A 26,027-nucleotide genomic window follows, 5' to 3' on the forward strand; every position below is an offset into this window, starting at 1 on the left:
TGCCGACCCGGTTAAAGCACTGACGTATCCCTGACTCGATTTGGAATCCGCCATGCGCCTGTCGCGCTATTTCCTGCCCACGCTGAAAGAGGCGCCGTCCGACGCCCAGATCGTCTCGCACCAGCTGATGCTGCGCGCCGGAATGATCAAACAGGAGGCCGCCGGCATTTACGCCTGGCTACCGCTGGGTCTGCGCGTCCTCAATCGCATCGAACAGATCGTGCGCGAGGAGCAGGAGCGGGCAGGGGCCGTCGAACTGCTGATGCCGACGCTGCAACTGGCCGACCTGTGGCGCGAGTCGGGCCGCTACGACGCCTACGGGCCGGAGATGCTGCGCATTACGGACCGGCACGAACGCGAGCTGCTGTACGGCCCCACCAACGAGGAGATGATCACCGACATCTTCCGGAGTTTCGTCAAATCTTACAAAGCCCTGCCGCTGAACCTGTTTCACATCCAGTGGAAGTTCCGCGACGAGCGTCGGCCGCGCTTCGGCGTCATGCGGGGCCGCGAGTTCCTGATGAAGGACGCCTACAGCTTCGACATCGACGAGGCCTCCGCCCGCCGGGCCTACAACCGCATGTTCGTGGCCTATCTGAACACCTTCGCCCGCATGGGTCTGAAGGCGGTGCCGATGCGCGCCGACACCGGCCCGATCGGCGGCGACCTGAGCCACGAGTTCATCGTCCTGGCCGACACGGGCGAGAGCCAGGTCTTCTGCGACAAGGCCCTCGTCGAGATGCCGGCTCCAGGTCCCGACGTCGACTGGAACGACCTGCAGGCCATCGTCGACGGGCGAACCTCGCTTTACGCCGCGACCGAGGAAATGCATGACGCCGCCCAGTTCGAGAGCCAGACGGCGGAAGGCGATCGCCTGACCGCGCGCGGCATCGAGGTCGGCCACATCTTCTACTTCGGCTCGAAGTACTCGGCCCCGATGAAGGCGAAGGTCGCTGGGCCGGACGGCGTCGATACCGATGTCCACATGGGCTCCTACGGCGTCGGGGTGTCGCGTCTGCTGGGCGCCATCATCGAGGCCAGCCATGACGACGCGGGGATCATCTGGCCGGACGCCGTGGCCCCGTTCGACGTGGTCGTGATCAACCTGCGCGCCAACGATCCGTCGGTCTGCGAGTCCTGCGAGGCGGCCGTCGAGGCTCTGGAGAAGGCCGGCAAGTCGGTCCTCTATGACGACACCGACGAGCGTCCGGGCGGCAAGTTCGCCACCGCCGACCTGATCGGCATTCCGTGGCAGCTGGTCATCGGTCCCAAGGGCGTGGCCGAGGGCGTGGTCGAGCTGAAGCGCCGGGCGACCAGCGAGAAGTCGACCGTGGCCCTGGACGCCGCTCTGGAGGCCATCGGTTGACGGTCAGCACGACGACCCCTCCGCCCAAACCCGCCGGCGCCTTCTCTGCCTGGGAGATCGGCCTCGCGCTGCGTTACCTGCGCGCCAGGCGCAAGGAGGGCGGCGTCGCGACCATCGCCATCATCTCCTTCATCGGCATCATGCTGGCCGTCGCCGTGCTGATCAGCGTCATGAGCATCATGGCCGGGTTCAGGAATGAACTGCTGGGCCGGATGCTGAGCTTCAACGGCCATATGTACGTCCAGGGCGAGGTCTTGAACGCTTCGAACCGCGACGCCATCGTCGATCGTCTGCGCGGCGTCGAGGGCGTCGTCAGCGTCACGCCCCTGACCGAGTCCCAAGCCATCATCCGGGCTAGCGGCCAGACGACCGGCGCCTTCGTGCGCGGCATCGCCCCCGCCGACCTCGACACCATGAAATACGTCAACGCCAGCCTGTCGGACCAGGCGCGCGCCAGCTTCGGCCAGGGCGCCTACGGCGGCGACAATGTGCTGGTCGGCCAGGCCCTGGCGGATTCGCTGGGCCTGCGGGTCGGCGATCCGATCGAGATCTATTCGCCGACCGGCGCCGACTCGGCATTCGGAAATCTCGGCGGGCTCAACAAGACCTACACTGTCGGCGGGACCTATTCCTCGGGCACGGCCGACTACGACCGCGCGTTCATCTTCATGCCGCTCGAACAGGCCCAGTTGTTCTTCGGCAAGGAGGGACTGTGGGACGTCATCGAGATAAAGGTCGCTGATCCCGACCGCGTCGGCGACTACCTCGCGCCTGTCCGCGAGGCGGCCGGTCCGGGCGGGTTCGTCGTCGACTGGCGTGACAAGCTGGCGGCCTTCTGGGGCGCGCTGAAGGTCGAGCGGGTGGCGATGTCGATCATCCTCGGCCTCGTCGTCGCCATCGCCGCCATGAACATCATTTCCGGCATCGTCATGCTGGTGAAGAACAAGGGCCGCGACATCGCCATCCTGCGCACCATAGGGGCCAGCCCCTCGTCGATCCTGCGCGTCTTCTTCATGGCCGGCGCCACCATCGGCGTGGCCGGAACACTGGCGGGGCTGGCCCTGGGCCTGTTGTTCTGCCTCAACATCGGCGCGATCCAGCATTTCCTGGAGGCGATCACCGGGGTCCAGCTGTTCAACGCCGACGTCTATATGCTCGACGCCATCCCGGCCGAGGTCGATCCGGTCGACGTCATGTGGGTCGCCTTCTGGTCTCTGTTGATGAGTTGCGTCGCCAGCCTGCCGCCGTCGTGGAACGCGTCGCGGATCGATCCTGTGGAGGCCCTGCGCTATGAGTAGCCCGGTCCTCTCCCTGCGCGGGGTGACGCGCACCTATACGACCGGCCAGGGCGACCTGACGGTGCTCAAGGGCGTCGACCTCGACATCTTTCCCGGCGAACTGGTCGGGCTGATCGGCCCGTCGGGGTCTGGCAAGTCGTCCCTGCTGCACGCGGCCGGACTGCTGGAGCGCCCCACCTCTGGTGAGGTCCGCATCGATGGCGAAGACGTCGGGACTCTGGACGAGCGGGCCCGGACCCGGCTGCGTCTGCGCAGCGTCGGCTTCGTCTACCAGTTCCACCACCTGCTGCCGGAGTTCGACGCGCGCGACAATGTCGCCCTGCCGATGCGGATCGCCGGCTATTCTCTGGAACAGGCCCGCGCGCGCGCCGAGGAGGCCCTGGGCGCTCTCGGCCTGTCCGAACGCACCTTGCACCAGCCGGCCCAGATGTCCGGCGGGGAACAGCAGCGCGTCGCCTTGGCCCGCGCCCTGGCCAACAGGCCGCGCCTTTTGCTGGCCGACGAGCCGACGGGCAATCTCGATCCGGCCACCAGCCAGACTGTGTTCGAGGCCTTGCAGAAACTGGTCAAGGAGACCGGCGTCGCCGCCCTGATCGCCACCCACAATATGGAGCTGGCCGGTCACATGGACCGCGTCTTCGCCCTGAAGGACGGCCATCTGGAACAACGCCAGGCCGAGAGCCGGGAATACTGACGCAGGCGCAAGGCCACGCTTCACCTGACGGGGTTCACGTCCTAGAACGGCGCCATGAACACCGAAGACGTCCTGAACGAGTTCCGCGCCGCGGGCGCCCTGCGCGAGGGACATTTCGTCCTCTCGTCGGGGCTGCACAGCCCGGTCTTCCTGCAGAAGAATCTGGTCTTCATGGACGGCGCCCGTTGCGAGCGGCTGTGCAAGACCCTGGCCGAGAAGATCGTCGCCACCGTCGGGCCGGTCGATGTCGCCATCTCTCCGGCCGTCGGCGGCATCATTCCCGGCTATGAGACGGCGAAACACCTGAATGTCCGCTCCATGTATGTCGAGCGCGAGGGCGGGGCCTTCAAGCTGCGTCGCGGCTTCCACGTCGAGCCGGGCGAGAAGGTCGTCATGGTCGAGGACATCGTCACCACGGGCCTGTCGAGCCGCGAATGCATCGCGGCCATCCAGGCCGCCGGCGGCACGGTGGTGGCCGCCGCCTGCATCGTCGATCGCTCCGGCGGGCGGGCCGCTGTCGGCGTGCCGCTGGTGGCCCTGGCGACGCTGGACGTGCCCGCCTGGCCCGCCGACGCCCTGCCGCCTGAACTGGCGGCGATCCCGGTCGAGGATCCGGGCAGCCGGCGGCTGTCCAAGTGATTTCAAAACTTCCAGCGGGGGTCAGTGTGAGAGAAAAGGTTCGCCTCGGCGTCAACATCGACCATGTCGCGACGGTCCGGAACGCGCGCGGCGGCGTCCATCCCGATCCCGTGCGCGCGGCCCAGGAGGCCATCGGCGCCGGAGCGGACGGCATCACCGCCCACCTGCGTGAGGATCGCCGCCACATCGGCGACGCCGATGTCGAACGCCTGACCGCCCTGTGCTCGGAGGCCGGCAAACCGCTGAACTTCGAGATGGCTGTGACCGACGAGATGCTGGCCATCGCCCTGCGTCACCGGCCCCACGCCGCCTGTCTGGTGCCCGAGCGGCGCGAGGAGGTCACCACCGAAGGCGGTCTGGCCGTGGCCGGACACGAGGCGACCATGGCACCCGTGGTGCAGGCGCTGAGCGACGCCGGCATCCGCGTCAGCCTGTTCATCGATCCCTCGGCCGAACAGGTCGAGGCCGCCGCCGCCGTCGGAGCCCAGGTCGTGGAGTTCCACACCGGCCGCTATTGCCACCTGCCGGTCGGACAGCGCGGCGTGGAGTTCGATCGCCTCGCCGCCGCCTGCGCCCAGGCCGATATCCTCGGGCTGGAGGTCCACGCCGGTCACGGACTGGACTACGAGACCGCCGCCGAGGTCCTGGCCATCCCCGAGATCCGCGAGCTCAACATCGGCCATTTCCTGATCGGGGAGGCGGTGTTCGTCGGCCTCGCCGCCGCCATCCGCCGCATGCGCGGGGCGATGGAGGCCGTCCGGACCGGCGCAGGGACGTGATCATCGGCGTCGGAGCCGACCTGACCGACATCCGGCGCATCCAGGCGTCGATCGACCGCTTCGGCGACCGCTTCAAGACCCGCTGCTTCACCGGGATCGAACGCGCCCGCTCCGAACGCAAGCCCGACGTCGCCTGGAGCTACGCCAAACGGTTTGCGGCCAAGGAGGCCTGCGCCAAGGCCCTGGGCACCGGCATGCGCCGCGACGTCTACTGGAAGGACGTGGGTGTGGTGAACCTGGGCTCGGGCCAGCCGACATTGGCCCTGACCGGCCCGGCGGCGGAGCACCTGAAGCGGCTGACGCCTGCAGGCCACACCCCGCACATTCATCTGACGCTTTCCGACGAACACCCCTATGCACTCGCCTTCGTGGTGATCGAAGCCTTGCCCACGGCGTAATCGGGCTATACCCGTGCGCGGATACGAGCCGCGTTCGGCGGCCAGGGATCGAGCTTTCACACGATGAGCGACAACAAGCCCGAAGACGGCGAAAAGCCCGTGGTCGACACGACGGACGCGGAATCGTCCTCCGTGGTCAGCCAGGACGTCTCGCCTGACGATGTGGACCTGACCCCGAGCGAGCCGGATGCCGTGACGCCCGAGGCGGAGTTCGCCGCCTCCGAGAGCGATCACACGGTCACCCCGGACCCCGTCGTGACCCCCGACACGCATCGTCCGATCTGGAGCGACGCCGGCGACGCCCCCTTCGACGACAAGAAGGAAAAGATCCCCGGCCCCGCCCAGGTCCGCGTCAAGGACGACGAGAACGACGACGATGGCGGATCGGCCGGTTCTGAGGCGATGGAGATCGTCAAGACGGTCGTCGTGGCCTTGGCCATCGCCTTCGTCCTGCGCGTCCTGCTGTTCCAGCCCTTCACCATCCCGTCGGCCTCGATGGAGCCCAACCTCTACGAGGGCGACTACATCGTCGTGTCCAAATGGGCCTACGGCTATTCCAAATTCTCGTCGGGCCTGCCGATCAACCTGCCGTTGGGCGACGATCGGGTGTTCGGTCGCGCGCCGGCGCGAGGCGACATCGTCGTGTTCAAACTGCCGCGCGACGACAAGACCGACTACATCAAGCGGGTCATCGGCCTGCCGGGCGACCAGATCCAGATGATCGCCAACAGGCTGCATATCAACGGCCAGCCGGTTCAGGACGTGGTCGTCAGCCAGGGCGAGGTCAATGACATCTTCGGCCCGCGTCCGGTCACCCAGGTGCGCGAGACCCTGCCGGGCGGCAAGACCATCACCATCCAGGACTTCGGCCCCGGCGGCGATCTGGACGACACCCCGGTCTATGAAGTTCCGGCCGGCTACTATTTCATGATGGGCGACAACCGCGACAACTCGATCGACAGCCGCGTCCAGGAATCGGCCGGCGTCGGCCTGGTTCCCGACGAGAACCTCGTCGGCAAGGCCGAGATCATCATGTTCTCGTGGGAGCCCGGGGCTTCGCTGTTCAATCCGGTCAGCTGGTTCGCCAATGTCCGGCCCAGCCGCTTCTTCCGCGTCCTCGACTGATGGCCAATGCCCGCGCCGAAGCAGTGGCCGCCCTGGTCGACCGCATCGGCCACGCGTTCCGCGACCCCGCCCTTCTGGAGCGGGCGCTGACCCATTCCAGCGTTGGGGAGGGGGCCGACAAGGCCGCCGGAAAGCCTGCGCGCCACAACGAACGGCTCGAGTTCCTCGGCGACCGCGTCCTGGGCCTGCTGGTCGCCCAGCGGCTGCACACCGATTTTCCTGCGGCGGACGAGGGTGAGCTGTCCTCGCGCCTGCACGCCCTGGTCGACAAGCATGCGTGCGGCCGCGTCGGCGAACGTCTCGGCATCGGCGAGGCCCTGCGTCTCTCGCCCGGAGAGACCAAGACCGGCGGTCGTCGCAAGGAGGGGGTCGTCGCCGACGCCGTCGAGGCCCTGCTGGCCGCCGTCTTCCTCGACGCAGGCCTGGACGCCGCCCGCGCCATGTTTGACCGCGTCTGGGCCGAAGAACTGGCCACGCCGGCGCCGCGCGCCCTGAACAATCCCAAGTCCGCCCTGCAGGAATGGTCGCAAGGCCAGGGTCGCCCCCTGCCGACCTATCGCGTCGTGGGCCAGACCGGCTCCGACCATGCCCCGACCTTCACGGTCGAGGTTTCCATCGAAGGGGTCGAACCCTTGACCGCTCCTGGACGTTCGCGTCAGGACGCGGAAAAAGCGGCCGCCATGGCCATGCTCCAACGTGAAGGCGTGATTTGACTGATACCAACCCCCAGCACCGCGCGGGCTTTGCAGCCATCATCGGCGCGCCGAACGCCGGCAAGTCGACGCTGGTGAACCGGCTGACGGGATCCAAGGTCTCCATCGTCACCCAGAAGGTCCAGACGACGCGTTTTCCCGTGCGCGGCATCGCCATCGAGGGCGACGCCCAGATCGTGCTGGTCGACACCCCGGGCATCTTCACCCCGCGGCGCCGGCTGGAGCGGGCCATGGTCGCCTCGGCCTGGGGCGGAGCCCAGGACGCTGACGTCGTCGTCCACCTGATCGACGCGGCCTCCCACATCGCCTCGGAAGGCAAGGACGGCACGGGCGCGGACCGCAAGTCGGCGGAGGACACCGAGACCATCATCGCCAACCTGAAGGCCACGGGGACCAAGGTCATTCTGGTGCTCAACAAGATCGATGGCATGCGCCGCGACACCCTGCTGGCCCTGTCGCACAGCCTGTTCGAGACCGGCGTCTATTCGGAGGTCTATATGATCTCGGCTCTTTCGGGCGACGGCGTCGACGACCTGAAACAGCGTCTGGCGCGCGATATGCCGCTGGGCCACTGGCTCTATCCCGAAGACCAGTCCGCCGACGTGCCGATCCGCGTCCTCGCCGCCGAGATCACGCGCGAGAAGGTCTATCTGCGCGTCCATGAGGAGCTGCCCTATTCGGCCGCCGTGGAGACGACGGCCTTCGACGAGAAAGCCGACGGCTCGGCCCGCATCGAACAGACCATCTATGTCGAGCGCGAGAGCCAGCGCCCCATCATCCTCGGCAAGGGCGGCCAGACCCTGAAATGGATCGGCCAGAAGTCGCGCGAGGAACTGACGGAGTTGCTGGACCGTCCGGTCCACCTGTTCATCACCGTCAAGGTCGATCCGAAGTGGCAGGACAGCCGCGCGCTCTACGCCCAGTTCGGCCTCGACTTCAACGCGTAGTCGACCACCGCATCCGTCGCTCACCCATGCTCTTCCGTCATCCTCGGGTTCGCTGCGCTCCAGAGATGACGGAAAAGAGTGGGGGATGACGGAAATGGGATCGGTCCGTGGGATGACGAATCCCGAAAACTGACTAACCAAGCCCGATGTTTCACGTTCCGCGTACCGCCGGGAACCATCCCCGGCTCTTCCTCGGCCTGATCGCCGCCGTCGTCCTGATAGGCGGCGCCGGTCTTGCCGCCGTCCTGACCTCGCAGCCGCCGCCGACGGCCTCGTCGCGTCTCGCGCCCCTGCCGCCGCGCCCGCCGGTCGAGGTCGTCGAGGCCCTGCCGCAACTGACCGCCCGCCTGCAACGCGAGGCCGACGCCGGCCGGTTCATGGGCGCCGTCCTGGTCGCACGCGGCGACGAGATCCTGTTCCGCCAGGCTTACGGAACCGCCGACGTCGCCACCGGGGCGCCGCTTCGGGTCGGTTCGCGCTTCCGCCTCGCCTCGATCTCGAAACAGTTCACGGCCGCCGCCATCCTGAAGCTGCAGGACGAGGGCAGGCTGACCATCGGCGATCCGGTCTGCCAATGGATCCAGCCGTGCCCCGCCGCCTGGGCGCCGCTTAAGATCCATCACCTGATCTCGCATACCTCCGGCATTCCCGACCTGATGGCCCGCCCCGGCTGGGGCAATCGCCGCACCACCCCCGCGACGCTTGACGAACTGACCGAGGACTCCAGACTGTTCCGGCTGTCGTTCGAGCCGGGAACCAAGGTCCGGTATAACAACGCCGGCTTCAACCTGGCCGCCGCCATCGTCGAGAAGGCCAGCGGCCAGCACTTCCCCGACTATCTACGCACAGCTTTCTTCGAGCCGCTCGGCATGACCGACACCGGCTTCGACGACGATACGGACCTCGGCATCGTCACCGGCCACGCGACCTTCCCCGAGGGGCTGACGGCCCAGCGCAATCCGAACGTCTCGATCGTGGCCGGCGCCGGCGCCCTCTATTCGACCCTGGACGATCAGCTGGTGTGGGAACAGGCCCTGCACGGCGGTCATGTCCTGAGCCCATACAGCTACGCCCAGATGATCATGGACCATTCTCCCGCCGACCAGCCGAACGAGCGGGGCGGGCGGCCCCATCGCGCCTGGGGCTACGGCCTGATGGCCAACCGGCTGGGCGCGCGGGTCACCCCCGCCTTCCAGGATTGGGAAATCTACCATACCGGCAGCTGGTCGGGCTTCCGCAACATCGAGGTCTGGCAGCCGGACAAGCGGATCGCCGTGATCGTGCTGTCGAACAACTATCATCAGCAGCAACAGGTCCTGCTGATCTCGCAACAGGCCATGGCAGAGGTCCTCGGCCATGCGTTCCCGACCGCATTGGCGGACTAGCCGCCAGAGCCGCCCGTTCGCATCTCAGCGCCGGAAGGGGAACAGCGCCCGCAGCTTCGGGTCCCGGAGCCACAGCCCACCCCACATGAGGAGACCGAGATACAGGCTGAACAGCTGGTGGGTGAACAAGGGATTGTCGATCCGTACCTGGGTCGCCATCGCTCCGCCGAGCAGGCCGGTCATCATGACGGCGCCCAGCACGCTGGTGCGCGGATAGAGGTAGAGGGCGAGGAAGCCGAGCTCCATCAGACCGATCGGCAGAACCCACTCGGGCGACCAGCCAAGATCGACCAGGGTCTGGGCCGCGATCGGCATGCCCATGAATTTCGGAGTGATCGAGGCGCCCAGCATGAACAGGGCGAACAGGCCGGTCAGGACGCGACCGGACCAGACCTTCGGCGAGGCCTTCACGACTGGGCCGCAGGCGTGGTGTTGATCATCCACGGCACGCCGAACCTGTCGGTGAAGCCGCCGAAGCCGGGCGACCAGGGGCTCTCGGCAAACGGCATGCGGACCTCGCCGCCCTGCGACAGGCCCTCGAAGATGCGGCGAGCGTCCTCGACCTTGTCGAAATGCAGGGTGACGTCGAAGCCGTCCTTTGGCTTGTGCATGTCCGGCGCAAAGTCCGGGTGCATGTCGGAGCCCATGATCGCCTGGTCGCCGACCTGCAGCCAGCAGTGCATCAGCCAGTCGCGGATCTGCGGCGGCGTCGGCATGCCGGGGAAACCCTCGCCATAGGGGATGGCGGCCGTGATCTCGCCGCCCAGAGCGCCGGCGTAAAAATCGAAGGCTTCGCGGCAGGTGCCGGGGAAGCTCAGACTGGTCACGATCTTCATTCTGCTCACCTTCAGTCGGGGTTGGCGGCCAGCCAGGCTTCCAGCCGGTCGGCGGTGGAGGTCCAGCCATGTTTGTGGCCGGTCAGGCTCTGTTCGGACTTCAGGCCCTCGTGGGTGAAGTCCATGTGTGTCCGGCCGTCCGCCGTTTCGGCGAAGCGGACGGTGACCAGGGTGTCGACGGGCGGACCGTCCTCGTGACTTTCGTCCCACCTGAAGGTGAAGACGATCCGTTCGGGGGCGACGATCTCGCGATAGACCCCGCCCTGCCACAGGTCCTCGCCGGTCGTCGGCGAGCGCAGGCAGATGCGCCACTCGCCACCGACCCGGAAGTCGACTGTGGCGCTGACGGCCGGCCATTCGACCGGCCCCATCCACAGCACCAGGATCTCCGGGTTGGACCAGGCGCGCCAGACGAGGTCGCGCGGCGCATCGAAAACGCGCTGCAGGTTCAGGGTCGGACGGGCGGGTGTCTCGGCGACGAGGGGGCTCATCGGATCAGAACGTCTTCACGATTTCGGCCAGCTGGTCGGCGACGGTGCCCCAGCCCTCGTGGAAGCCCATCTGCTCGTGCTGCTTCATCGCGTCTTCGTTCCAGTGGCTGGCGACGGCCGTGTATTTCGTCTTGCCGTCACCGGTCGGCTCCATGTCGACGCGGGCGACCATGAAGGGCTGGCCGGCCGGTTTCCACCCGGAGGTGAAGGCGTCGGTGGTGATGATGCGGCGGTTGGGTACGACCTCGAGGGAAGACGCCGCTGTTCGGGAACACCTCGCCGTCCGGCCCGTGCATGGTGAAGTTGAAGCGGCCGCCGACGCGGGCCTCGATGATCGGATCGACGATCTTCCAGGGCTTGGGCGCGAACCACTGGGCCAGGATCGCGGGGTCCGTATAGGCCCTGAAGACCTTCTCCGGCGACGCATCGATAATGCGTTCCAGCGTCAGGTCGAAGGCGTGTGCTGCGCCGTCGGTGTCGCAGGGATTGGTCTCAGCTTCTATTGCCATCGTCGTTTCCTTTCTGAATCTTGCGCAGATAATCTTCCAGACGGTCGAAGCTCTGGTCCCAGTAGCGGCGGTAGTGTTCCAGCCACTCGGCCATGCCCTTCAGGCCCATCGGCTCCAGTCGGGCGGGGCGCCACTGGGCCTCCTTGCCGCGAGAGATCAGACCAGCCTTCTCGAGCACCTTCAGATGCTTGGAAACGGCCGGCAGGCTCATGTCGAACGGTTCCGCCAGGTCGCCGACCGAACACTCGCCCTCGGTCAGCCTGGCCAGGATGGCCCGACGCGTCGGGTCGGCCAGGGCGGCGAACTTGGCGGAGAGGGGATCGGTCTGCATGACGGGTTTCGTGTTGAACTGATCGGTTAAATGCTCTGTCTGGATCGGGTTGTCAACCTTTCGGTTAAATGCGGTTCCTCTTCTTTCGTCATCCTCCGGCAAGTCGCCGCTTGGCGGCGCAGACCGGGGGACGCAGCGGCGCCGAAGGCGATCTGTTCACGCTCGATGTCAGAAGCAGGCGTGTGCGCGGCAGGTTCGCGCTCCCGCGCGCCACTGTGTCCCCCGGTCTCCGCTGCGCTTCGCCGGAGGATGACGAAAGAAGGGGAGGAACAGGCTCAATCGCCGTCCGTTCTCCCGACCAAGCCCGGAGATCACCATGCGCGCCGTCGTCCTGAACTGCACCCTCAAGCCTTCGCCCGGCGTCTCCAACACCGAGGCGCTTGCCAAGGTCGTCATCGCCGGGCTGGAGAAGGCCGGGGCCGACGTCGAAATGATCCGACTGGTCGATCTCGACATCAAGCCCGGCTTCACCGCCGACGAGGGCGGTGGCGACCAATGGCCGGGCGTCGACAGGAAGCTGAAGGCCGCCGACATCGTTGTGTTCGCCACCCCGACCTGGCTCGGTCAGATGTCCAGCGTCGCCCTGCGCGCGCTCGAACGTATGGACGCCTGGTTCGGCGAGACCGACGACACCGGCCGCCCCGTCGCCTTCGGCAAGGTTGCGGGCATCGTCATCACCGGCAACGAGGACGGCGCCCACCATATCGTGGCGACGATCTCGCAAGGCTTGATCGACATGGGCTTCACCATCCCGGCGCAGAGCTGGACCTATTGGCACCTCGGCCCGGGCCCCGGCCCGGACTATGTCGAGACCGATCAGGGCCACGATTATTCTGATCGCGTCGGCCGCAACGCCGCCCGCAACCTGATCGCCCTGTCGAAGGTTCTGAAGCCGGACACCTATCCGGTTCCGGAAAGCGGCGAGTAAGACTAGGGTTCGCGCTTCACCATTGGGAGGCGTCGATGTTTGCAGCGCTCATGCTGGCTCTGGCGGTCCAGACCACGCCCGACCCAGCCAAGGCCGAGGTCGCCGCCGTCCTCGACCAGTTGAACGTCGCCTCGGCCGCCGCCGACGCCGACGCCTATTTCGCCCTCTATACGGCCGACGCCCGCTTCGTCGGCACCGACGCCGGCGAGCACTGGACCATCGCGGAGTTGCGCGCCTACGCCACCCCCTATTTCAATGAGGGCAACGGCTGGTCCTATCCGGCCACCGAACGGACCATCACCATCGCCCCGATCGAGTGCCGCTGCATCGCCTGGTTTGAGGAACAGCTGACCAACGACAGCTACGGCCGTACACGCGGCTCCGGCGTGATGCGACTGACCGCCGACGGCTGGAAGATCGAACAGTACGTGCTCAGCCTCGCCATTCCCAACGACCTGGCCAGCCCCATCGCCCGCATCATCAAGACCTACGAAGCGGCCGGGGAAGACCCGGCGCCCTGATGGAATTCCACGAAGAGGCCTTCGTCCTGTCGGCGCGGGCCCATGGCGACACCGGCGTGGTCGCCGACCTGCTGACCGAGACCCATGGCCGCCACTCGGCCTATGTCGCCGGCGGGGCGTCGCGGCGCATGAAGCCCTTCCTCCAGCCCGGCGCCCGGGTCATCGCCGACTATCGCGCCCGGACCAGCGACCACCTCGGCTCGGCGCGTCTGGAGCCGGTGGGGGAGGGGCCCAGCGCCCTGTTCGACGACGGCCTGGCCCTGACCGGCCTCGCCGCCGCCGCCGCCGTGGCCCAAGGCGCCCTGCCGGAACGCGAGCCCCACCCCGGCGCCTTCCTGGCCTTCGAGGCCCTGATGGCGGCGTTCCAGATCCCGGCCGTCTGGCCCGCCATCTTCGTGCGTTTCGAGGCCGGTCTGCTGGAGGATCTCGGCTTCGGCCTGGACCTGTCGCGCTGCGCTGTCACCGGATCAATGGATGATCTCTTGTGGGTAAGCCCCCGCACCGGCCGCGCCGTGTCCCGCGAGGCTGGTGCGCCCTATGCCGACAAGCTGCTGAAACTGCCGCCCTTCATGCTGGGCGCCCAGGCGGGCCTGTCGGAAGGCGATGTCCGCGCCGGCCTCGATCTGACCGGCCATTTCCTCGAACAGTTCGTCTTCCACCCCCAGAACAGGCCGATCCCGGCGGCCCGCGTCTGGCTGGTCGACAAGCTGGCGGAGCAGGGGCGGTTGTAGCGCACACTGTCTCCTCCCTGTCGCGCAGCGATGGGGAGGTGGCAGCGAGCTCTTCGCGAGCTGGCGGAGGGGGCGACACGGTCCCGACGATGGGAAGCCCGACCTTCAACGCCGCCTCGCCCCCTCCGTCACGGCGCTGAAGAAGCGCCGCGCCACCTCCCCATTCGCCAAGAGGCGAACAGGGAGGAGACTCGCTCTGCTTGCCTCCCAACCGCCCGCCTCCTAATCCATAACGACACGGAGACCGCCCGCATGACGCCCATCCTCGAACAGCTCGAAACCCGCCGCGAAGCCGCGCGTCAGGGGGGCGGCCCTGCCCGCATCGCCTCGCAGCACGCCAAGGGCAAGCTGACGGCCCGCGAGCGGATCGAGGTCCTGCTGGACGAGGGCTCCTTCGAAGAGACCGACATGTTCGTCGAGCACCGCTCGCACGACTTCGGCATGGAAACCCAGCGCGTCCCCGGCGACGGCGTGGTCACCGGACGCGGCACGATCGGCGGTCGTCTGGTCTATGTCTTCTCCAAGGATTTCACGGTCTTCGGCGGCTCTCTGAGCGGCGCGCATGCGGCTAAGATCGTCAAGCTCCAGACCATGGCCCTGACCAATGGCGCGCCCATCATCGGCCTGTTCGACGCCGGCGGAGCCCGCATCCAGGAGGGGGTCGAGAGCCTCGCCGGCTATGCCGACATCTTCCTCCAGAACACGCTTGCCAGTGGCGTCATCCCCCAGATCAGCGTCATCATGGGCCCCTGCGCCGGCGGCGACGTCTATTCCCCCGCCATCACCGACTTCATCTTCATGGTGAAGGACACCTCCTACATGTACGTGACCGGCCCCGACGTGGTGAAGACCGTCACCAACGAGGTCGTGACGCATGAGGACCTCGGCGGCGCCCGCGTGCATTCGCAGAAGTCCGGCGTCGCCGACGGCGCTTTCGAGAACGATCTGGAGGCCCTCAGCGAGGTCCGCCGCCTGATCGGCTTTTTGCCTTTGTCGAACCGCGAGAAGCCCCCGGTCCGCGACAGCTACGACGACCCCGACCGCGACGAGGCTTCGCTCGATACCCTGGTCCCGGCCAATCCGAACCAGCCCTATGACATCAAGGAGCTGATCCTGAAGACGGTCGACGAGGCCGAATTCTTCGAGATCGGCGCCGACTTCGCCAGGAACATCGTCTGCGGCTTCGGCCGGCTGGACGGCCAGCCGATCGGCATCGTCGCCAACCAGCCCCAGGTCCTGGCCGGCGTCCTCGACATCGACAGTTCGCGCAAGGCCGCCCGGTTCGTGCGCTTCTGCGACGCCTTTTCCATCCCTCTGGTCACCTTCGTCGACGTGCCCGGCTTCATGCCCGGCACGCGCCAGGAGTACGGCGGCCTGATCAAGCACGGCGCCAAGCTGCTGTTCGCCTATGCCGAGGCCACCGTGCCCAAGCTGACCGTGATCACGCGCAAGGCCTATGGCGGCGCCTATGACGTGATGAGCTCCAAACACCTGCGCGGCGACGTCAACTACGCCTGGCCCTCGGCCGAGATCGCCGTCATGGGCGCCAAGGGCGCGGTCGAGATCATCTTCCGCAAGGAAGCCGGCGACCCGGAGGCCCTGGCGGCGCGGGAGGCCGAGTACAAGGCCCGCTTCGCCAACCCGTTCGTGGCGGCGGGCCTAGGATACATCGACGACGTGATCATGCCGCACGGCACGCGCCGGCGGCTGATCCGGGCCCTACGGACGTTGAAGAACAAACAGCAGACGAACCCGTGGAAGAAGCACGATAATATTCCGCTGTGATTCGGGGATTCCACGATGGCTCGTCGCCCTCCACCTTCCGTCAGAGCGGCGCATCTCTCAACTGAGCAGATGGTCAAGGGCGTCGAACGGCTCAACCGCCGCGTCCTCGATCTCGAGGCGTTTGATCCGACATCCGTGTCAAAGCGCTGGGCCCCTGAAACGAAAGCTCTTGAAGCTGCAATCGACGAAGCGCTTCAACGCACATTCGGAGCGGATACGGTGGAGTATGTCCGATACCACCAGGCCGGTTCGCTGGATCGAGGACCTGTATTTATGGGCGGTGGAGAAACTCCTCCGTCAAAAGTCCATGAATACCTCAGCGCCGGAAAAGAGAACGCGCTGGCGATAATCCGTCAGGCTATTCGCGGGCTTCAGGAGGAGATCGGAGACAGTGCGCCGCCGCTGGAGACAAAATCAGCTGTAATTCCAGCAGCGAAGCAGTTTTCCCAACGTGTATTTGTTGCGCACGGCCATGATAACGAAGCAAAGGAGGCTGTTGCTCGCTTCTTGGAATGTTTGGGATTTGAAGCGGTTGTCCTGCACGAGAAGGCCAACCAAGGGCGCACGGTTATTGAGAAGGTTGAAGCCTATTCAGACGTCGATTTCGCCGTTGTCCTTCTTACTCCCGATGATTTGGGGAAAGCGAAGAATGACACCGAGTTGGAAGCCCGCGCGCGACAAAATGTATTGCTGGAACTGGGCTTCTTCATTGGGAAGCTCGGGCGATCAAACGTGTGTGCATTGCGCCGTGGTCAAATAGAGTTTCCTTCAGACTTCGCTGGTGTCGTCTGGAGTGAGTTCGACGTGGCTGGCGCATGGAAGACGGCTCTGGGTCGTGAGTTGCAGGCGGCAGGGCATACGATCGATTGGAACCGCATCATGGCGGGATAGGGTGACCAACCTCCTCTTCCTCTGCGCCCGCAACCATCCCGGATAGCGCCTGCGGCGCTTCCGGGATGACAAGGCAACGCGCCGCTCTTCTTGTCATCCCGGCCGTAGCGAAGCGAAGAGCCGGGACGGCACGCTCTCCCACCCCCTGACCCCTCCTGGACAGCCCGCTTGGGCTGAGCCGGGAGACGGGTGGCGGCGGCACGGGTGGATGACGCCTGGCTGCGGCGTTCAGGGCAAATCCCAACCTCCTGTGGCCGCAGGCTGTCGCCCGGCTCAGCCTAAGCGGGCTGTCCGGGCGTGGCTGGAAACATGGGGTCTGGTCCGTCCCCGATCTCCGCTTAGCTCCGTCGGGGATGACAAAAGAGCGATCTCCGCTTCGCTTCGTCGGGGATGACAAGGCCTTCACACAATCTTGACGCGTATGGTTGCGCGCGACAAAGTGGCGGCGCGATGGGAAAGGTCGACCACCACTACTGGGTCTATATCGTCGCCAGCGGACCGTGCGGCTGGCTCTATGTTGGCATGACCAACGATCTCGTCCGGCGGATCGGCGAGCACAGGCACGGGCAGATCGACGGCTACAGCCGCGAGCGAAAGACAGATCTGCTGATCTGGTACGAGCATCACCGATACGTCGATCAGGCGATCCTGCGGGAGAAACGCATCAAGCGCTGGTTGCGACCGTGGAAATTCGCCCTGGTCGAGGAAACCAATCCGCACTGGACCGACCTGTATCCGGCCTTGCTGACAGGCGACCACTCATGACCAATTCCCTCTTCATCTGCTCCCGCAACCGCCTCCGCTCGCCGACGGCCGAGCAGGTGTTCGCCGGTTGACCGTGGGGCTGTTCCTGCGGCGCTGATTTCAAAACCTGGGTCCCCGCCTTCGCGGGGATGCACGGAATTGGTGCGATACCCATCAACGGATCGTCCGAATCCGCGTTTGAAATCAACGGCCGGCTCTAATGAGAGGCGTTTTACCCATCACCCCCCGAAACGCCCCCATACTGATCCGTTTCGTGAGGGTGGAGCGGATGGGGCGCGACGCAGGGGAGGTTATCCGAACGGTTCGAACGCTTCGGACGCATCGGACGGTGTTTTGGAGTCCGGCGCCGACGTGCCTGATCCAGACTCAACGGACGATTCAGACTCCATTTTCGGAGTCTGGACGCCAGCCTCAGCCCAGCCGGTTCAGCCCGTGTCGTCCCGGGAGGCCGAGGCCCGCCAGCCGGAGCTGGCGGGGAGCCAGGAGGCTACTCCGCCGCCGTCTTCGCGGCAGGAGCCTTCTTCGGCGCGGCCTTTTTGGCAGCCGGTTTCTTCGCCGCCGGCTTCTTGGCCGCGGCCTTGGGCGCCGCCTTCTTGGCCGGGGCCTTCTTGGGCTTGGGCGCGACCAGGGCGCGGGCGGCCAGCAGGGGCACGGCGACCTCCATGGTCATGTCCTCGGGCGCCGTGCCCTTGGGCAGGGTGGCGTTGATCTTGCCCGACTTCACATACGGCCCGAAGCGGCCTGCCATGACGTGCACCGGCTCGCCCGTCTCGGGGTGGGCGCCCAGGTCCTTCAGCGGCGCTGTGGCGGCGCCCCGGCCCTTGAACCCGCCGGCCCGCTTCTCGGCCAGCAGGACCACGGCGCGGTTCAGGCCGATCTCGAACACCTCGTCGATGTCCGCGACATTGGCATAGGTGCCGGCGTGCAGGATGAAGGGGCCATAGCGACCCAGGCCCGCCGTGATCGGCTTGCCGTCCTCGGGGTGGTCGCCCACCTCGCGCGGGAGGCCCAGCAGGCGCAGGGCCTGCTCCAGCGTCAGCGACGCCGGGCTCCAGCCCTTGGGCAGGGAGGAGCGTTTGGGCTTCTCCTCGTCCGGTACGGCGGTTTCGACATAGGGGCCGAAGCGGCCGATCTTCAGCTGCACCGGCAGGCCGGTGACCGGATCGACGCCCAGTTCCCGGTCGCCGCCCTCGGCGCCGCCGTCAGCGGCATCCGGGGCCGCCACCGGCCGGGTGAATTTGCAGTCGGGATAGCGAGAGCAGCCGACGAAGGCGCCGAAGCGGCTGGTCTTCAAACTCAGCTGGCCCTGCTTGCACAGGGGGCATTCGCGCGGGTCCGAACCGTCTTCCTTCATCGGGAAGATATGGGCGCCCAGGCTTTCGTTCAGGGCGTCCAGGATGGCCGTGGTGCGCAGTTCGCCCGCCGCCTGGGTCGCGACATGGAAGTCGCTCCAGAACTCGCGCAGCAGCACCTTCCAGTTCAGCTCGCCGGCCGAAACCTCGTCCAGCCGGGTCTCCAGCGCCGCGGTGAAATCGTATTCCACCCATTTGCGGAAGAACTGCTCGAGGAAGGCCGTGACCAGCCGTCCCTTGTCCTCGGGATAGAAGCGGTTCTTGTCCATGCGGACGTATTCGCGGTCGCGCAGGGTCGTCAGGATCGAGGCATAGGTCGAGGGTCGCCCGATGCCGAGCTCTTCCAGCTTCTTGACCAGGGTGGCTTCCGAGAAGCGAGGCGGCGGCTCGGTGAAATGCTGTTCGGTGCGGATCGCCTCGACCTTCGCCTTCGCGCCTTCCTTGAGCGCGGGCAGGCGAGCGGTGTCGTCGTCCTCCTCGCTCTCGGCGCCCTTCTGCTTCTCGTCGCGGCCTTCCTCGTAGACGGCCAGGAAGCCGTCGAAGGTCACGACCTGGCCGGTGGCGCGCAGGCCCGTCTGGCCGTCGGGCGTCTCGACCTCGACCGTGGTCCGGTCCAGACGCGCGGCCTCCATCTGGGAGGCGACCATCCGCTTCCAGAGCAGTTCGTAGAGCCGCTGCAGGTCGCTCTCGAGCCGCAGGCTGTCGGGGCGGCGGGCGATATTGGTCGGGCGGATCGCCTCGTGCGCCTCCTGGGCGTTCTTGGCCTTGGTCTTGTAGTAGCGGGCCTCGGCCGGGACGAAGGCGGGGCCGAAGGTCTCGCTGATGACTTCGCGCGCCTGGGCGATGCCCTCGGGCGTCGTCTGGACGCCGTCGGTCCGCATATAGGTGATCAGGCCGCCGGTCTCATCGACGCCCTCGTACAGCTTCTGGGCCGCGCGCATGGTGCGCTGGGCGTCGAAGCCGAGCTTGCGCGACGCCTCCTGCTGCAGGGTCGAGGTGGTGAAGGGCGGGGAGGGGAAGCGGCGGACCGGCTTCTTCTCGATCGACCTGATGGTGAACTCGCCGGCCTTGATCGCGTCGCGGGCGGCGAACGCAACAGACTCAGAGGGGATGTCCAGACGCTGGATCCGCTTGCCCTCGTGCTTGACCAGACGCGTGGTGAAGGGCGGGCTGTCGGCGGCCAGGTCGGCCTCGATCGACCAGTATTCCTGGGCCTTGAACCGCTCGATCTCCATCTCGCGGTCGACGACGATGCGCAGGGCGACCGACTGCACCCGTCCGGCCGAACGGGCGCCCGGAAGCTTGCGCCACAGGACCGGCGACAGGGTGAAGCCGACCAGATAGTCCAGCGCGCGGCGGGCCAGGTAGGCTTCCACCAGTTCCATGTCGAGCTGGCGCGGATTGGCCATGGCTTCGAGCACGGCCGACTTGGTGATGGCGTTGAAGGTGACGCGCTCGACGTGCGTGTCCTTCAGCACCTTCTTCTTGATCAGGATTTCCAGAACATGCCAGCTGATCGCCTCACCCTCGCGGTCGGGGTCGGTGGCCAGGATGACGCGGTCGGCGCGCTTGGCCGCCTCGGCGATCTCCGAGAGACGCTTCGACGCCTTGGCGTCGATCTCCCAATCCATCGAGAAGTCGTCGTCCGGCTTCACCGATCCGTCCTTGGACGGCAGGTCGCGAACGTGCCCGTAGGACGCCAGAACCTCGAAGTCCGGGCCGAGGTATTTATTGATGGTCTTGGCCTTCGCGGGGCTCTCGACGATAACGAGATTCATTACGGCTCAGTCTGGGAGGAGGGGGTTGGAACGTGGTTGGGGTTGCGAACCCTGTCAACCGGGCGAGACATTCCAGCTCATTCTCTCGTCAAGGTTGCCAAGATACTTATGGTTGTATCCAATGGCTCCGGTGGCTATGGAAAGGGCTATGGCGATGCAGCGCGCGAGTGAAACGGCAGGAGCGACCCCGATCAGGGCCGCGCAGGACGAAGCAGCGACGGGTTTCCCCGTGCGTGAATATATCGGCGCCATGGCGCTGGAGCTGGCCCAGATGGCGCGGTGGGACGGCGATGAGGCGCTGGGACGGTTGCTGGAAAGCGCAGCGGCCTTGGCCGGCGAGCCGTTGAGCCGCTCCGGGGCGCAACGCGCCGAGCCGGGTCGGCGTCGCCCGGCCTAGATCGAGGCCGATCCGCCCGGCAGCAGTGTCGCCCGCCCGGCCAGGCTGAGCTCCAGCAGCGCGGCGGCCACGTCGCCGATCGGCGCGTCAAGGGCGCGGGCGATCTCGTCGCGCGGCGTCGGGGTCGGCGAAAGGAGGTCGGCGACCCGGTCGAGGAAGGCTGCGTCGATCTCGTCCGGGGCCCCCTCGAAGGGATGATCGACCGGAGGTTCGCGCAGGGTCCTCAGCGTCTCGAAGGCGCGGCGGACATCGTCGATGCCTTCGCACAGGATGGCGCCCTGCCGGAGCAGTTCGTTCGGCCCCTTCGACCGGGGATCCAGCGGTGAACCCGGTACAGCGAAGACATCCCGTCCCTGCTCGTTGGCCAGGCGGGCGGTGATCAAGGATCCTGAACGAAGTTCGGCCTCGACCACGATCACGCCGCGCGACAGCCCGGAGATAATCCGGTTGCGCCTCGGGAAATCCCGCGCCTGGGCCCGCGCGCCCATCGGGCTTTCAGACACGACACAGCCTCGCTCGAGAATCTGGTCATAGAGGCTGGCGTTCTCGGAGGGATAGACGTCGTCCACCCCGCCGCCGAGCACTGCAACCGTGCCCGTCTCGATCGCCCCGGCATGAGCCGCCGCATCGATACCGCGCGCCAGGCCCGAGACAACGACGAACCCCGCCTGTCCCAACTGCCGGGCGAGGCCGCGCGCGATGCGCTGACCGCCCGCCGAGGCGACCCGGGCGCCTACCACGGCGACGGCCTCTCGCGAAAGCAGAGCCGCATCGCCCCGGGTCCAAAGAACTGGCGGCGGCGGATCGACGGCGGCGAGCATCGGCGGATAGGCGGCGTCGCCGAGCACCAGAAGCCCGGCTCCGGCCCGGTCGCCGGCCGCCAGCTCCTGTTCGATCTGCTCGACCGGCGGCAGGCTGTAGCCGTGGCCGCCGCCTTTTCGGATCAGGTCGGGCAGGGCGTCCAGTGCGTGCCCGGCGCTGCCGAACCGGTCCAGCAGCTGGCGGAAGGAAACCGGGCCGACTCGCTCTGCGCGCGCGAGGCGCAAGCGGGCGAAGCGCTCGGCTTCCGGCAGGCTCACGTCTTGGCGGCGCCGATGCGAGGTTCGGCCCCCTTCAGCAGGCGGCCGATGTTCTCGTTATGCCGGATGTAGATCAGGACCGCCGTGACGATCGCCAGCCAGAAGATCGGCTGGGCGGCCGGCAAAGCCATGGCGGGCAGGGGCAGCAGGGCATAGATCGGCGCTGCCGCTGCGGCCGCCAGCGCCGCCAGTGACGAATACCGCAGGGCGAAGGCGACGATCAGCCAGGTGGCCCCGGCCATGAGGCCCAGTGGCCAGCAGGCGGCGATAAGGAGGCCGAAGAAGGTCGCCACTCCCTTGCCGCCCTTGAAGCCCAGCCAGACGGGGAACAGGTGGCCGAGGAAGGCCGCGCCGCCGGCGATGGCGCCCGCGACGTCCGAACCGAACAGATGCCGCGCGATCAGCAGGGCGGCGGCGCCCTTGCCCGCGTCAAGCAGCAAGGTGGCGAGCGCCAGGTCCCTGCGGCCGGTGCGGAGCACATTGGTCGCGCCGATGTTGCCTGAGCCGATGGTGCGCACATCGCCGGCGCCGGCGGCGCGGGTGATGAGCACGCCGAACGGAATGGAGCCCAGCAGGTAGCCGCCGACAGCCACCGCCGCGAGCGTGCCCAAGGCCGGCGCCACAAGATCCTGCAACCGATTCTCTCCCGATATTCGTTGACCCCGAACATGCGTCGGTGGCGAGGCGCGGGCAAGAGACGCGCCTGTCTTACGCCAGTCGATCGGGAGGGCTATGAGGACGGCCTCGATCGTACAGGCCGCCCCATGACCCGCTTCCTCGCTCCTGCGCTGATGACCGCCCTTCTGGCTTCCGGATGCGCGGTGACGCCGATGCGGAGCGTGTCGGACGCGCCGGCCCTCGCAGCCTATTTTGATTGTGTGAGACAGGGCGGGGGCGTGGCCATCTCGGCGCACCGGGCGCAGTCGGCCGATGACCAGCCGGAAAACTCCATCGCCGCCATCGAGGCGACCGGTCGAGCGATTCCGGGCGCGATCCTGGAGATCGATGCGGTCCTGACCCGGGACGGGAGGCTGGTGCTGATGCACGACGAGACGATGGAGCGAACCTCGACGGGGACGGGCCGGGTCGCGGATCTGACCTTCGCCGAGGTGCGCACGGCGCGGCTTGAAGCGACCAACGGCGATGTGACCGACGCGCCGCCGCCGACATTGCGCGAGGCGCTGGACGCTGCCGGTCGTGCGGAAGCCATCGCTAGCATCGACCTGAAACCTGCCGATGAGGCGGCGACGATCACCCTGGCGCGGGCCGTGATCGCCGAGGTGCGGGCTGCGAATGCGCAGGACCGGGTCATTCTGATCACCTATTCGCCGGGGACGGCGCGCGCCGTAGCGGCCCTGGCGCCCGAGATGATGATCTCGGCCGGACTCGACCACGTCGCGGGTCTGGAGGGACTGAACGCGCCGCAGATCCTGGCCTGGACCGGCACGCGGGAAGTCCGGCCCGCGCTTTGGCGGTCGCTCGCCGCGGCGGGCGTGGAGGTCCAGTTCGGCACGCTCGGCGCGCCGGGCCGGCGGCTGGATGACCAGTATGCGGCGGACGGCGACCTGTCCGAATACCGCGCCCTGTTCGACCAGGGCGCGGTCGTGATCGCGACCGACACGCCGCTCGCCGTGCAGTCGGTGCTGGGCGTCCAACTGGCTGCGGCGCAGCGATGCCCGCGCTGAAGCGCGCGTGTCTTGACCATCTGGCGGCGGACCCATGGTGAAAGGCCCGTCCGGAGCGATCCGGGCGGGCCTTTCGATGTCAGAGACCCAGCTTCGCCTTCAGGATCTCGTTGACCGAGGCCGGATTGGCCTTGCCGCCGGTGGCCTTCATCACCTGGCCGACGAACCAGCCGAGGGCCTGGGGCTTTTCGGCGACGGCGGCGGCCTTGTCAGGATTGGCGGCGATCAGTTCGTCGACGGCCTTCTCGATGGCGCCGGTGTCGTTGACCTGGACCAGGCCGCGCGCCTCGACGACGGCGCGGGGCGAACCCTCACCGTTCCAGACGTGGTCGAAGACTTCCTTGGCGATCTTGGACGAGATCACGCCCTCCTCGATCAGGGCGACCAGTTCGGCGACCTGGGAGGCGGGCAGGGGGCTTTCGGAGAAGTCCTTGTGGTCGGCGGCCAGACGTGCCGACAGTTCGTTGGTGACCCAGTTGGCGACCAGCTTGGCGTCACGCCCTTTAGCGGCCTTCTCGAAGTAGTCGGCCTTGGCCTGTTCCGAGATCAGGACGAGGGCGTCGTATTGTGACAGTCCGTACTCGGCCATCAGCCGGCGGCGCTTCGCGTCCGGCAGTTCGGGCAGGTCGGCCTTGATGGCGTCGATCCAGGCCTGTTCCAGCTCAAGCGGCAACAGGTCGGGGTCCGGGAAGTAGCGATAGTCGTTCGCCTCTTCCTTGGAGCGCATCGAACGGGTCTCGCCGGCCGTGGGATCGTAGAGGCGGGTTTCCTGCGTGATCTTGCCGCCGTCCTCGAGGATCTCGATCTGGCGACGGGCCTCGTAGTTGATGGCCTGGGAGATGAAGCGGAACGAGTTGACGTTCTTGATCTCGCAGCGGGTGCCGAGGTGGCTGAAATCGCCGGTGGCCTTGAACTTCTCGTACTGGCCGACGCGGCAGACGGAGACGTTGACGTCGGCGCGCAGATTGCCCTTCTCCATGTCGCCGTCGCAGGTGCCGAGATAGATCAGGATGGTGCGGATCTTCTTGACGTAGGCGACGGCCTCTTCAGGGCTGCGGATGTCCGGCCGCGAGACGATCTCCATCAGGGCCGTGCCCGCGCGGTTCAGATCGACATAACTCTCGGTCGGCGACAGGTCGTGGATCAGCTTGCCGGCGTCCTGTTCCAGGTGCAGCCGCTCGATGCCGACATTGAAGAAGGAGCCGTCCTCGGCCTCCACCTCGACGACGCCTTCGCCGACGATGGGGAAGTAGAGTTGGGAAATTTGATAGCCCTGCGGCAGGTCGGGGTAGAAATAGTTCTTCCGGTCGAACTGGCTTTTCCTGTTGATCGCGGCGTTCAGGCCCAGGCCCGTCTTCACGGCCTGTTCCACGCAGTGCCGGTTCAACGTCGGCAGCATGCCGGGGAAGCCCGCGTCGATCAGCGACACCTGTTCGTTCGGGCCCGCGCCGAAGCCGACGGCGGCGCCGGAGAACAACTTGGCCTTCGACGCCACCTGGGCGTGGATTTCCAGACCCATGACGATTTCCCAGTCGCCGGTGCGGCCCTGGATCAGTTTCGAGGAGGGGAGGGTGTCGGTCATCCGGCTTTCCTAGCGCCGCGTGCGCCGCAGCGAAAGTTCCTGTCTTGAGCCCGTCGCGATTTGCGGGTCATCTGGAGTTCTTTACCGTCCGGAGTGTCGCTATGATCAAGTCCATCCTCGCCGCCGCCGCCCTCGCGGCCGCTTCCACGGCCGCCTTCGCCCAGACCGCCCCCGCCCAGGATCATGCGGGCCACGCCGGCCACGCGGCTCAGGCCGCCGCCCTGCCGACCATCGACAGTCCGATCAAGGACCTGCTGGCCAATCCGGCGACCGCCGCCGTGGTCGAGAAGCACCTGCCGGGCGTCAGCCAGCATCCGGCCCTGCCGCAGTTCCAGGACATGACCCTGGGCCAGGTCGCCCCGATGTCGGGCGGCGCGGTCACTCCGGCGATCATCTCCGCCATCGACGCCGACCTGAAGGCCTTGCCGGCGGACTAGGCGATTACCTTGGTCTCCTCCCTACGCCGCAGGCGTGGGGAGGTGTCTCGGAGCGAAGCGTAGAGACGGAGGGGTTCTTGTCTCGCGTGCACAAAGCCCCCCTCCGTCTGCTCGCGAAGAGCTCGCATCCACCTCCCCATCGCTGCGCGACAGGGAGGAGACGTGATTGAGCGCTCCCTGCCCGTGAGGCGGAAGTTGCGGGGAAGTCGACGGAGCCCGGACGGTCGCCCGGAACCGATATGGCCCCCTGCTTTCGCGTTACTGGGACCAGATGAGAATTTTCGGCTCGCGCCGGGGCTCCGTCGCGACCGGTTCACGCGAGCGGCCGGCGACGGGCTTCGTGCAGCCTGCCGGGGTGGTGTCTGTTCGACCCCCGGACCTTTGCGCCGCTTAAACCCGGTCCGACCTAGGTGGTGTGGACAAAGTGTCTGATCCACAGTCGGATGGATGCGACGACGACGAAGCCGAGGAAGCTGTCGGCGGTCTTGTCGTATCGGGTAGCCAGTCGTCGGCTGTGTTTGAGCTTTGAGAAACATCGCTCGACGAGGTTTCGCAGGCTGTAGATGTGGCCGTCGATGACCGGCT

The 26,027-nt window shown here is 66.9% G+C and carries 30 protein-coding genes; 19 read left to right on the forward strand and 11 right to left on the reverse strand.

The window, feature by feature from the left end; translation table 11 throughout:
* Positions 1-52: 52 nt before the first annotated feature.
* The 10 genes from proS (at position 53) to ACP7A5_RS14160 (ending at position 9,344) form a co-directional block, all read left to right on the forward strand.
* Positions 53-1,366: a proline--tRNA ligase gene (gene proS, locus ACP7A5_RS14115; protein ID WP_426042504.1), complete on the forward strand. Its 1,314-nt coding sequence runs from the start codon at positions 53-55 to the stop codon at positions 1,364-1,366.
* A complete protein-coding gene (locus tag ACP7A5_RS14120; RefSeq protein ID WP_426042505.1) occupies positions 1,363-2,664 on the forward strand; it encodes a lipoprotein-releasing ABC transporter permease subunit in 1,302 nt (433 codons plus the stop codon). The genes proS and ACP7A5_RS14120 overlap by 4 nt, the downstream gene beginning before the upstream one ends.
* Positions 2,657-3,358: an ABC transporter ATP-binding protein gene (locus tag ACP7A5_RS14125; protein ID WP_426042506.1), complete on the forward strand. Its 702-nt coding sequence runs from the start codon at positions 2,657-2,659 to the stop codon at positions 3,356-3,358. The genes ACP7A5_RS14120 and ACP7A5_RS14125 overlap by 8 nt, the downstream gene beginning before the upstream one ends.
* 54 nt (positions 3,359-3,412) lie before the next feature.
* Complete coding sequence (gene pyrE, locus ACP7A5_RS14130; protein ID WP_426042507.1) at positions 3,413-3,997, forward strand: orotate phosphoribosyltransferase; 585 nt, start codon at positions 3,413-3,415, stop codon at positions 3,995-3,997.
* Between the two features lie 26 nt (positions 3,998-4,023).
* Entirely contained in the window at positions 4,024-4,776 is a 753-nt protein-coding gene (locus tag ACP7A5_RS14135) for a pyridoxine 5'-phosphate synthase (RefSeq protein ID WP_426042508.1), read from the forward strand.
* Positions 4,773-5,174 carry a holo-ACP synthase gene (acpS, locus tag ACP7A5_RS14140; protein ID WP_426042509.1) on the forward strand — a complete coding sequence of 134 codons (402 nt, stop codon included), beginning with the start codon at positions 4,773-4,775 and terminating at the stop codon, positions 5,172-5,174. Before ACP7A5_RS14135 ends, acpS begins: the two co-directional genes overlap by 4 nt.
* A 402-nt stretch (positions 5,175-5,576) precedes the next feature.
* Positions 5,577-6,299: a signal peptidase I gene (gene lepB / locus ACP7A5_RS14145; protein WP_426042533.1), complete on the forward strand. Its 723-nt coding sequence runs from the start codon at positions 5,577-5,579 to the stop codon at positions 6,297-6,299.
* Positions 6,299-7,012 (forward strand): ribonuclease III, encoded by a 714-nt coding sequence (rnc, locus tag ACP7A5_RS14150; protein WP_426042510.1) that lies wholly within the window; start codon positions 6,299-6,301, stop codon positions 7,010-7,012. The genes lepB and rnc overlap by 1 nt, the downstream gene beginning before the upstream one ends.
* Positions 7,009-7,959, forward strand: a complete 951-nt coding sequence (gene era, locus ACP7A5_RS14155) for a GTPase Era (RefSeq protein WP_426042511.1) — start codon at positions 7,009-7,011, stop codon at positions 7,957-7,959. The genes rnc and era overlap by 4 nt, the downstream gene beginning before the upstream one ends.
* Before the next feature lie 146 nt (positions 7,960-8,105).
* The gene (locus ACP7A5_RS14160; RefSeq protein WP_426042512.1) at positions 8,106-9,344 is read left to right on the forward strand and encodes a serine hydrolase domain-containing protein; all 1,239 of its coding nucleotides are present in this window, start codon (positions 8,106-8,108) and stop codon (positions 9,342-9,344) included.
* A 24-nt stretch (positions 9,345-9,368) separates the two neighbouring features.
* Here the strand turns inward: ACP7A5_RS14160 and ACP7A5_RS14165 are convergent, their stop codons facing one another.
* Genes ACP7A5_RS14165 through ACP7A5_RS14190 form a run of 6 tightly spaced genes read right to left on the reverse strand, consistent with a single transcriptional unit; the run spans position 9,369 to position 11,511 of the window.
* Positions 9,369-9,755, reverse strand: a complete 387-nt coding sequence (locus tag ACP7A5_RS14165) for a DoxX family protein (protein ID WP_426042513.1) — start codon at positions 9,753-9,755, stop codon at positions 9,369-9,371.
* Positions 9,752-10,180, reverse strand: a complete 429-nt coding sequence (locus ACP7A5_RS14170) for a VOC family protein (RefSeq protein ID WP_426042514.1) — start codon at positions 10,178-10,180, stop codon at positions 9,752-9,754. The genes ACP7A5_RS14165 and ACP7A5_RS14170 overlap by 4 nt, the downstream gene beginning before the upstream one ends.
* A gap of 11 nt (positions 10,181-10,191) precedes the next feature.
* Complete coding sequence (locus ACP7A5_RS14175; RefSeq protein ID WP_426042515.1) at positions 10,192-10,671, reverse strand: SRPBCC family protein; 480 nt, start codon at positions 10,669-10,671, stop codon at positions 10,192-10,194.
* A gap of 4 nt (positions 10,672-10,675) precedes the next feature.
* A complete protein-coding gene (locus tag ACP7A5_RS14180; protein WP_426042534.1) occupies positions 10,676-10,897 on the reverse strand; it encodes an SRPBCC domain-containing protein in 222 nt (73 codons plus the stop codon).
* Positions 10,809-11,180 (reverse strand): SRPBCC domain-containing protein, encoded by a 372-nt coding sequence (locus ACP7A5_RS14185; RefSeq protein ID WP_426042516.1) that lies wholly within the window; start codon positions 11,178-11,180, stop codon positions 10,809-10,811. The genes ACP7A5_RS14180 and ACP7A5_RS14185 overlap by 89 nt, the downstream gene beginning before the upstream one ends.
* Positions 11,164-11,511 carry an ArsR/SmtB family transcription factor gene (locus ACP7A5_RS14190; protein WP_426042517.1) on the reverse strand — a complete coding sequence of 116 codons (348 nt, stop codon included), beginning with the start codon at positions 11,509-11,511 and terminating at the stop codon, positions 11,164-11,166. Before ACP7A5_RS14190 ends, ACP7A5_RS14185 begins: the two co-directional genes overlap by 17 nt.
* Before the next feature lie 316 nt (positions 11,512-11,827).
* Between ACP7A5_RS14190 and ACP7A5_RS14195 the strand changes: the two genes are divergently transcribed.
* The 6 genes from ACP7A5_RS14195 to ACP7A5_RS14220 all read left to right on the forward strand — a co-directional run bounded on the left by ACP7A5_RS14195 (position 11,828) and on the right by ACP7A5_RS14220 (position 17,132).
* Complete coding sequence (locus tag ACP7A5_RS14195; protein ID WP_426042518.1) at positions 11,828-12,439, forward strand: flavodoxin family protein; 612 nt, start codon at positions 11,828-11,830, stop codon at positions 12,437-12,439.
* Between the two features lie 35 nt (positions 12,440-12,474).
* Positions 12,475-12,960 (forward strand): nuclear transport factor 2 family protein, encoded by a 486-nt coding sequence (locus tag ACP7A5_RS14200; protein ID WP_426042519.1) that lies wholly within the window; start codon positions 12,475-12,477, stop codon positions 12,958-12,960.
* Positions 12,960-13,691, forward strand: a complete 732-nt coding sequence (recO, locus tag ACP7A5_RS14205) for a DNA repair protein RecO (RefSeq protein ID WP_426042520.1) — start codon at positions 12,960-12,962, stop codon at positions 13,689-13,691. The genes ACP7A5_RS14200 and recO overlap by 1 nt, the downstream gene beginning before the upstream one ends.
* 252 nt (positions 13,692-13,943) lie before the next feature.
* On the forward strand, positions 13,944-15,476 hold the full coding sequence (locus ACP7A5_RS14210) for an acyl-CoA carboxylase subunit beta (RefSeq protein WP_426042521.1): 1,533 nt from the start codon (positions 13,944-13,946) through the stop codon (positions 15,474-15,476).
* Positions 15,477-15,545: 69 nt separating this feature from the next.
* The gene (locus tag ACP7A5_RS14215; protein ID WP_426042522.1) at positions 15,546-16,367 is read left to right on the forward strand and encodes a TIR domain-containing protein; all 822 of its coding nucleotides are present in this window, start codon (positions 15,546-15,548) and stop codon (positions 16,365-16,367) included.
* A gap of 450 nt (positions 16,368-16,817) precedes the next feature.
* Entirely contained in the window at positions 16,818-17,132 is a 315-nt protein-coding gene (locus tag ACP7A5_RS14220; protein ID WP_426042523.1) for a GIY-YIG nuclease family protein, read from the forward strand.
* A 487-nt stretch (positions 17,133-17,619) separates the two neighbouring features.
* On the opposite strand, the gene topA is transcribed toward ACP7A5_RS14220, so the two are convergent.
* Complete coding sequence (gene topA, locus ACP7A5_RS14225; RefSeq protein ID WP_426042524.1) at positions 17,620-20,262, reverse strand: type I DNA topoisomerase; 2,643 nt, start codon at positions 20,260-20,262, stop codon at positions 17,620-17,622.
* A gap of 229 nt (positions 20,263-20,491) precedes the next feature.
* Between topA and ACP7A5_RS14230 the strand changes: the two genes are divergently transcribed.
* Positions 20,492-20,659 (forward strand): hypothetical protein, encoded by a 168-nt coding sequence (locus ACP7A5_RS14230; RefSeq protein WP_426042525.1) that lies wholly within the window; start codon positions 20,492-20,494, stop codon positions 20,657-20,659.
* Here the strand turns inward: ACP7A5_RS14230 and dprA are convergent.
* Both dprA and plsY read right to left on the reverse strand, forming a co-directional pair.
* Positions 20,656-21,738 carry a DNA-processing protein DprA gene (gene dprA / locus ACP7A5_RS14235; RefSeq protein ID WP_426042526.1) on the reverse strand — a complete coding sequence of 361 codons (1,083 nt, stop codon included), beginning with the start codon at positions 21,736-21,738 and terminating at the stop codon, positions 20,656-20,658. The genes ACP7A5_RS14230 and dprA overlap by 4 nt on opposite strands.
* Positions 21,735-22,373, reverse strand: coding sequence for a glycerol-3-phosphate 1-O-acyltransferase PlsY (gene plsY, locus ACP7A5_RS14240; RefSeq protein ID WP_426042527.1), 639 nt, complete (start codon positions 22,371-22,373; stop codon positions 21,735-21,737). The genes dprA and plsY overlap by 4 nt, the downstream gene beginning before the upstream one ends.
* Positions 22,374-22,502: 129 nt before the next feature.
* On the opposite strand from plsY, the gene ACP7A5_RS14245 reads away from it, so the two are divergent.
* On the forward strand, positions 22,503-23,423 hold the full coding sequence (locus ACP7A5_RS14245) for a glycerophosphodiester phosphodiesterase family protein (protein WP_426042528.1): 921 nt from the start codon (positions 22,503-22,505) through the stop codon (positions 23,421-23,423).
* 79 nt (positions 23,424-23,502) lie between these two features.
* Here ACP7A5_RS14245 and gatB read toward each other — a convergent pair whose 3' ends face one another.
* Positions 23,503-25,005, reverse strand: a complete 1,503-nt coding sequence (gene gatB, locus ACP7A5_RS14250; RefSeq protein ID WP_426042529.1) for an Asp-tRNA(Asn)/Glu-tRNA(Gln) amidotransferase subunit GatB — start codon at positions 25,003-25,005, stop codon at positions 23,503-23,505.
* A 101-nt stretch (positions 25,006-25,106) separates the two neighbouring features.
* On the opposite strand from gatB, the gene ACP7A5_RS14255 reads away from it, so the two are divergent.
* On the forward strand, positions 25,107-25,442 hold the full coding sequence (locus tag ACP7A5_RS14255; protein ID WP_426042530.1) for a hypothetical protein: 336 nt from the start codon (positions 25,107-25,109) through the stop codon (positions 25,440-25,442).
* Between the two features lie 406 nt (positions 25,443-25,848).
* On the opposite strand, the gene ACP7A5_RS14260 is transcribed toward ACP7A5_RS14255, so the two are convergent.
* The coding region (locus ACP7A5_RS14260) for a transposase (RefSeq protein WP_426042535.1) at positions 25,849-26,027 on the reverse strand (179 nt) is incomplete at its 5' end.

It is taken from the genome of Brevundimonas sp. TWP2-3-4b1 (genome assembly GCF_049897665.1).
GTDB lineage: Bacteria > Pseudomonadota > Alphaproteobacteria > Caulobacterales > Caulobacteraceae > Brevundimonas > Brevundimonas subvibrioides_B.

What these genes read in the sequence shown, in the direction of transcription:
- proS (WP_426042504.1), top strand. Translation starts at nt 53, where the DNA reads ATGCGCCTGTCGCGCTATTTCCTGCCCACGCTGAAAGAGGCGCCGTCC.
- ACP7A5_RS14125 (WP_426042506.1), top strand. Translation starts at nt 2,657, where the DNA reads ATGAGTAGCCCGGTCCTCTCCCTGCGCGGGGTGACGCGCACCTATACG.
- pyrE (WP_426042507.1), top strand. Translation starts at nt 3,413, where the DNA reads ATGAACACCGAAGACGTCCTGAACGAGTTCCGCGCCGCGGGCGCCCTG.
- lepB (WP_426042533.1), top strand. Translation starts at nt 5,577, where the DNA reads ATGGAGATCGTCAAGACGGTCGTCGTGGCCTTGGCCATCGCCTTCGTC.
- rnc (WP_426042510.1), top strand. Translation starts at nt 6,299, where the DNA reads ATGGCCAATGCCCGCGCCGAAGCAGTGGCCGCCCTGGTCGACCGCATC.
- ACP7A5_RS14160 (WP_426042512.1), top strand. Translation starts at nt 8,106, where the DNA reads ATGTTTCACGTTCCGCGTACCGCCGGGAACCATCCCCGGCTCTTCCTC.
- ACP7A5_RS14170 (WP_426042514.1), bottom strand. Translation starts at nt 10,180, where the DNA reads ATGAAGATCGTGACCAGTCTGAGCTTCCCCGGCACCTGCCGCGAAGCC.
- ACP7A5_RS14175 (WP_426042515.1), bottom strand. Translation starts at nt 10,671, where the DNA reads ATGAGCCCCCTCGTCGCCGAGACACCCGCCCGTCCGACCCTGAACCTG.
- ACP7A5_RS14185 (WP_426042516.1), bottom strand. Translation starts at nt 11,180, where the DNA reads ATGGCAATAGAAGCTGAGACCAATCCCTGCGACACCGACGGCGCAGCA.
- ACP7A5_RS14190 (WP_426042517.1), bottom strand. Translation starts at nt 11,511, where the DNA reads ATGCAGACCGATCCCCTCTCCGCCAAGTTCGCCGCCCTGGCCGACCCG.
- ACP7A5_RS14195 (WP_426042518.1), top strand. Translation starts at nt 11,828, where the DNA reads ATGCGCGCCGTCGTCCTGAACTGCACCCTCAAGCCTTCGCCCGGCGTC.
- ACP7A5_RS14200 (WP_426042519.1), top strand. Translation starts at nt 12,475, where the DNA reads ATGTTTGCAGCGCTCATGCTGGCTCTGGCGGTCCAGACCACGCCCGAC.
- recO (WP_426042520.1), top strand. Translation starts at nt 12,960, where the DNA reads ATGGAATTCCACGAAGAGGCCTTCGTCCTGTCGGCGCGGGCCCATGGC.
- ACP7A5_RS14210 (WP_426042521.1), top strand. Translation starts at nt 13,944, where the DNA reads ATGACGCCCATCCTCGAACAGCTCGAAACCCGCCGCGAAGCCGCGCGT.
- ACP7A5_RS14215 (WP_426042522.1), top strand. Translation starts at nt 15,546, where the DNA reads ATGGTCAAGGGCGTCGAACGGCTCAACCGCCGCGTCCTCGATCTCGAG.
- ACP7A5_RS14220 (WP_426042523.1), top strand. Translation starts at nt 16,818, where the DNA reads ATGGGAAAGGTCGACCACCACTACTGGGTCTATATCGTCGCCAGCGGA.
- topA (WP_426042524.1), bottom strand. Translation starts at nt 20,262, where the DNA reads ATGAATCTCGTTATCGTCGAGAGCCCCGCGAAGGCCAAGACCATCAAT.
- ACP7A5_RS14245 (WP_426042528.1), top strand. Translation starts at nt 22,503, where the DNA reads ATGACCCGCTTCCTCGCTCCTGCGCTGATGACCGCCCTTCTGGCTTCC.
- gatB (WP_426042529.1), bottom strand. Translation starts at nt 25,005, where the DNA reads ATGACCGACACCCTCCCCTCCTCGAAACTGATCCAGGGCCGCACCGGC.
- ACP7A5_RS14255 (WP_426042530.1), top strand. Translation starts at nt 25,107, where the DNA reads ATGATCAAGTCCATCCTCGCCGCCGCCGCCCTCGCGGCCGCTTCCACG.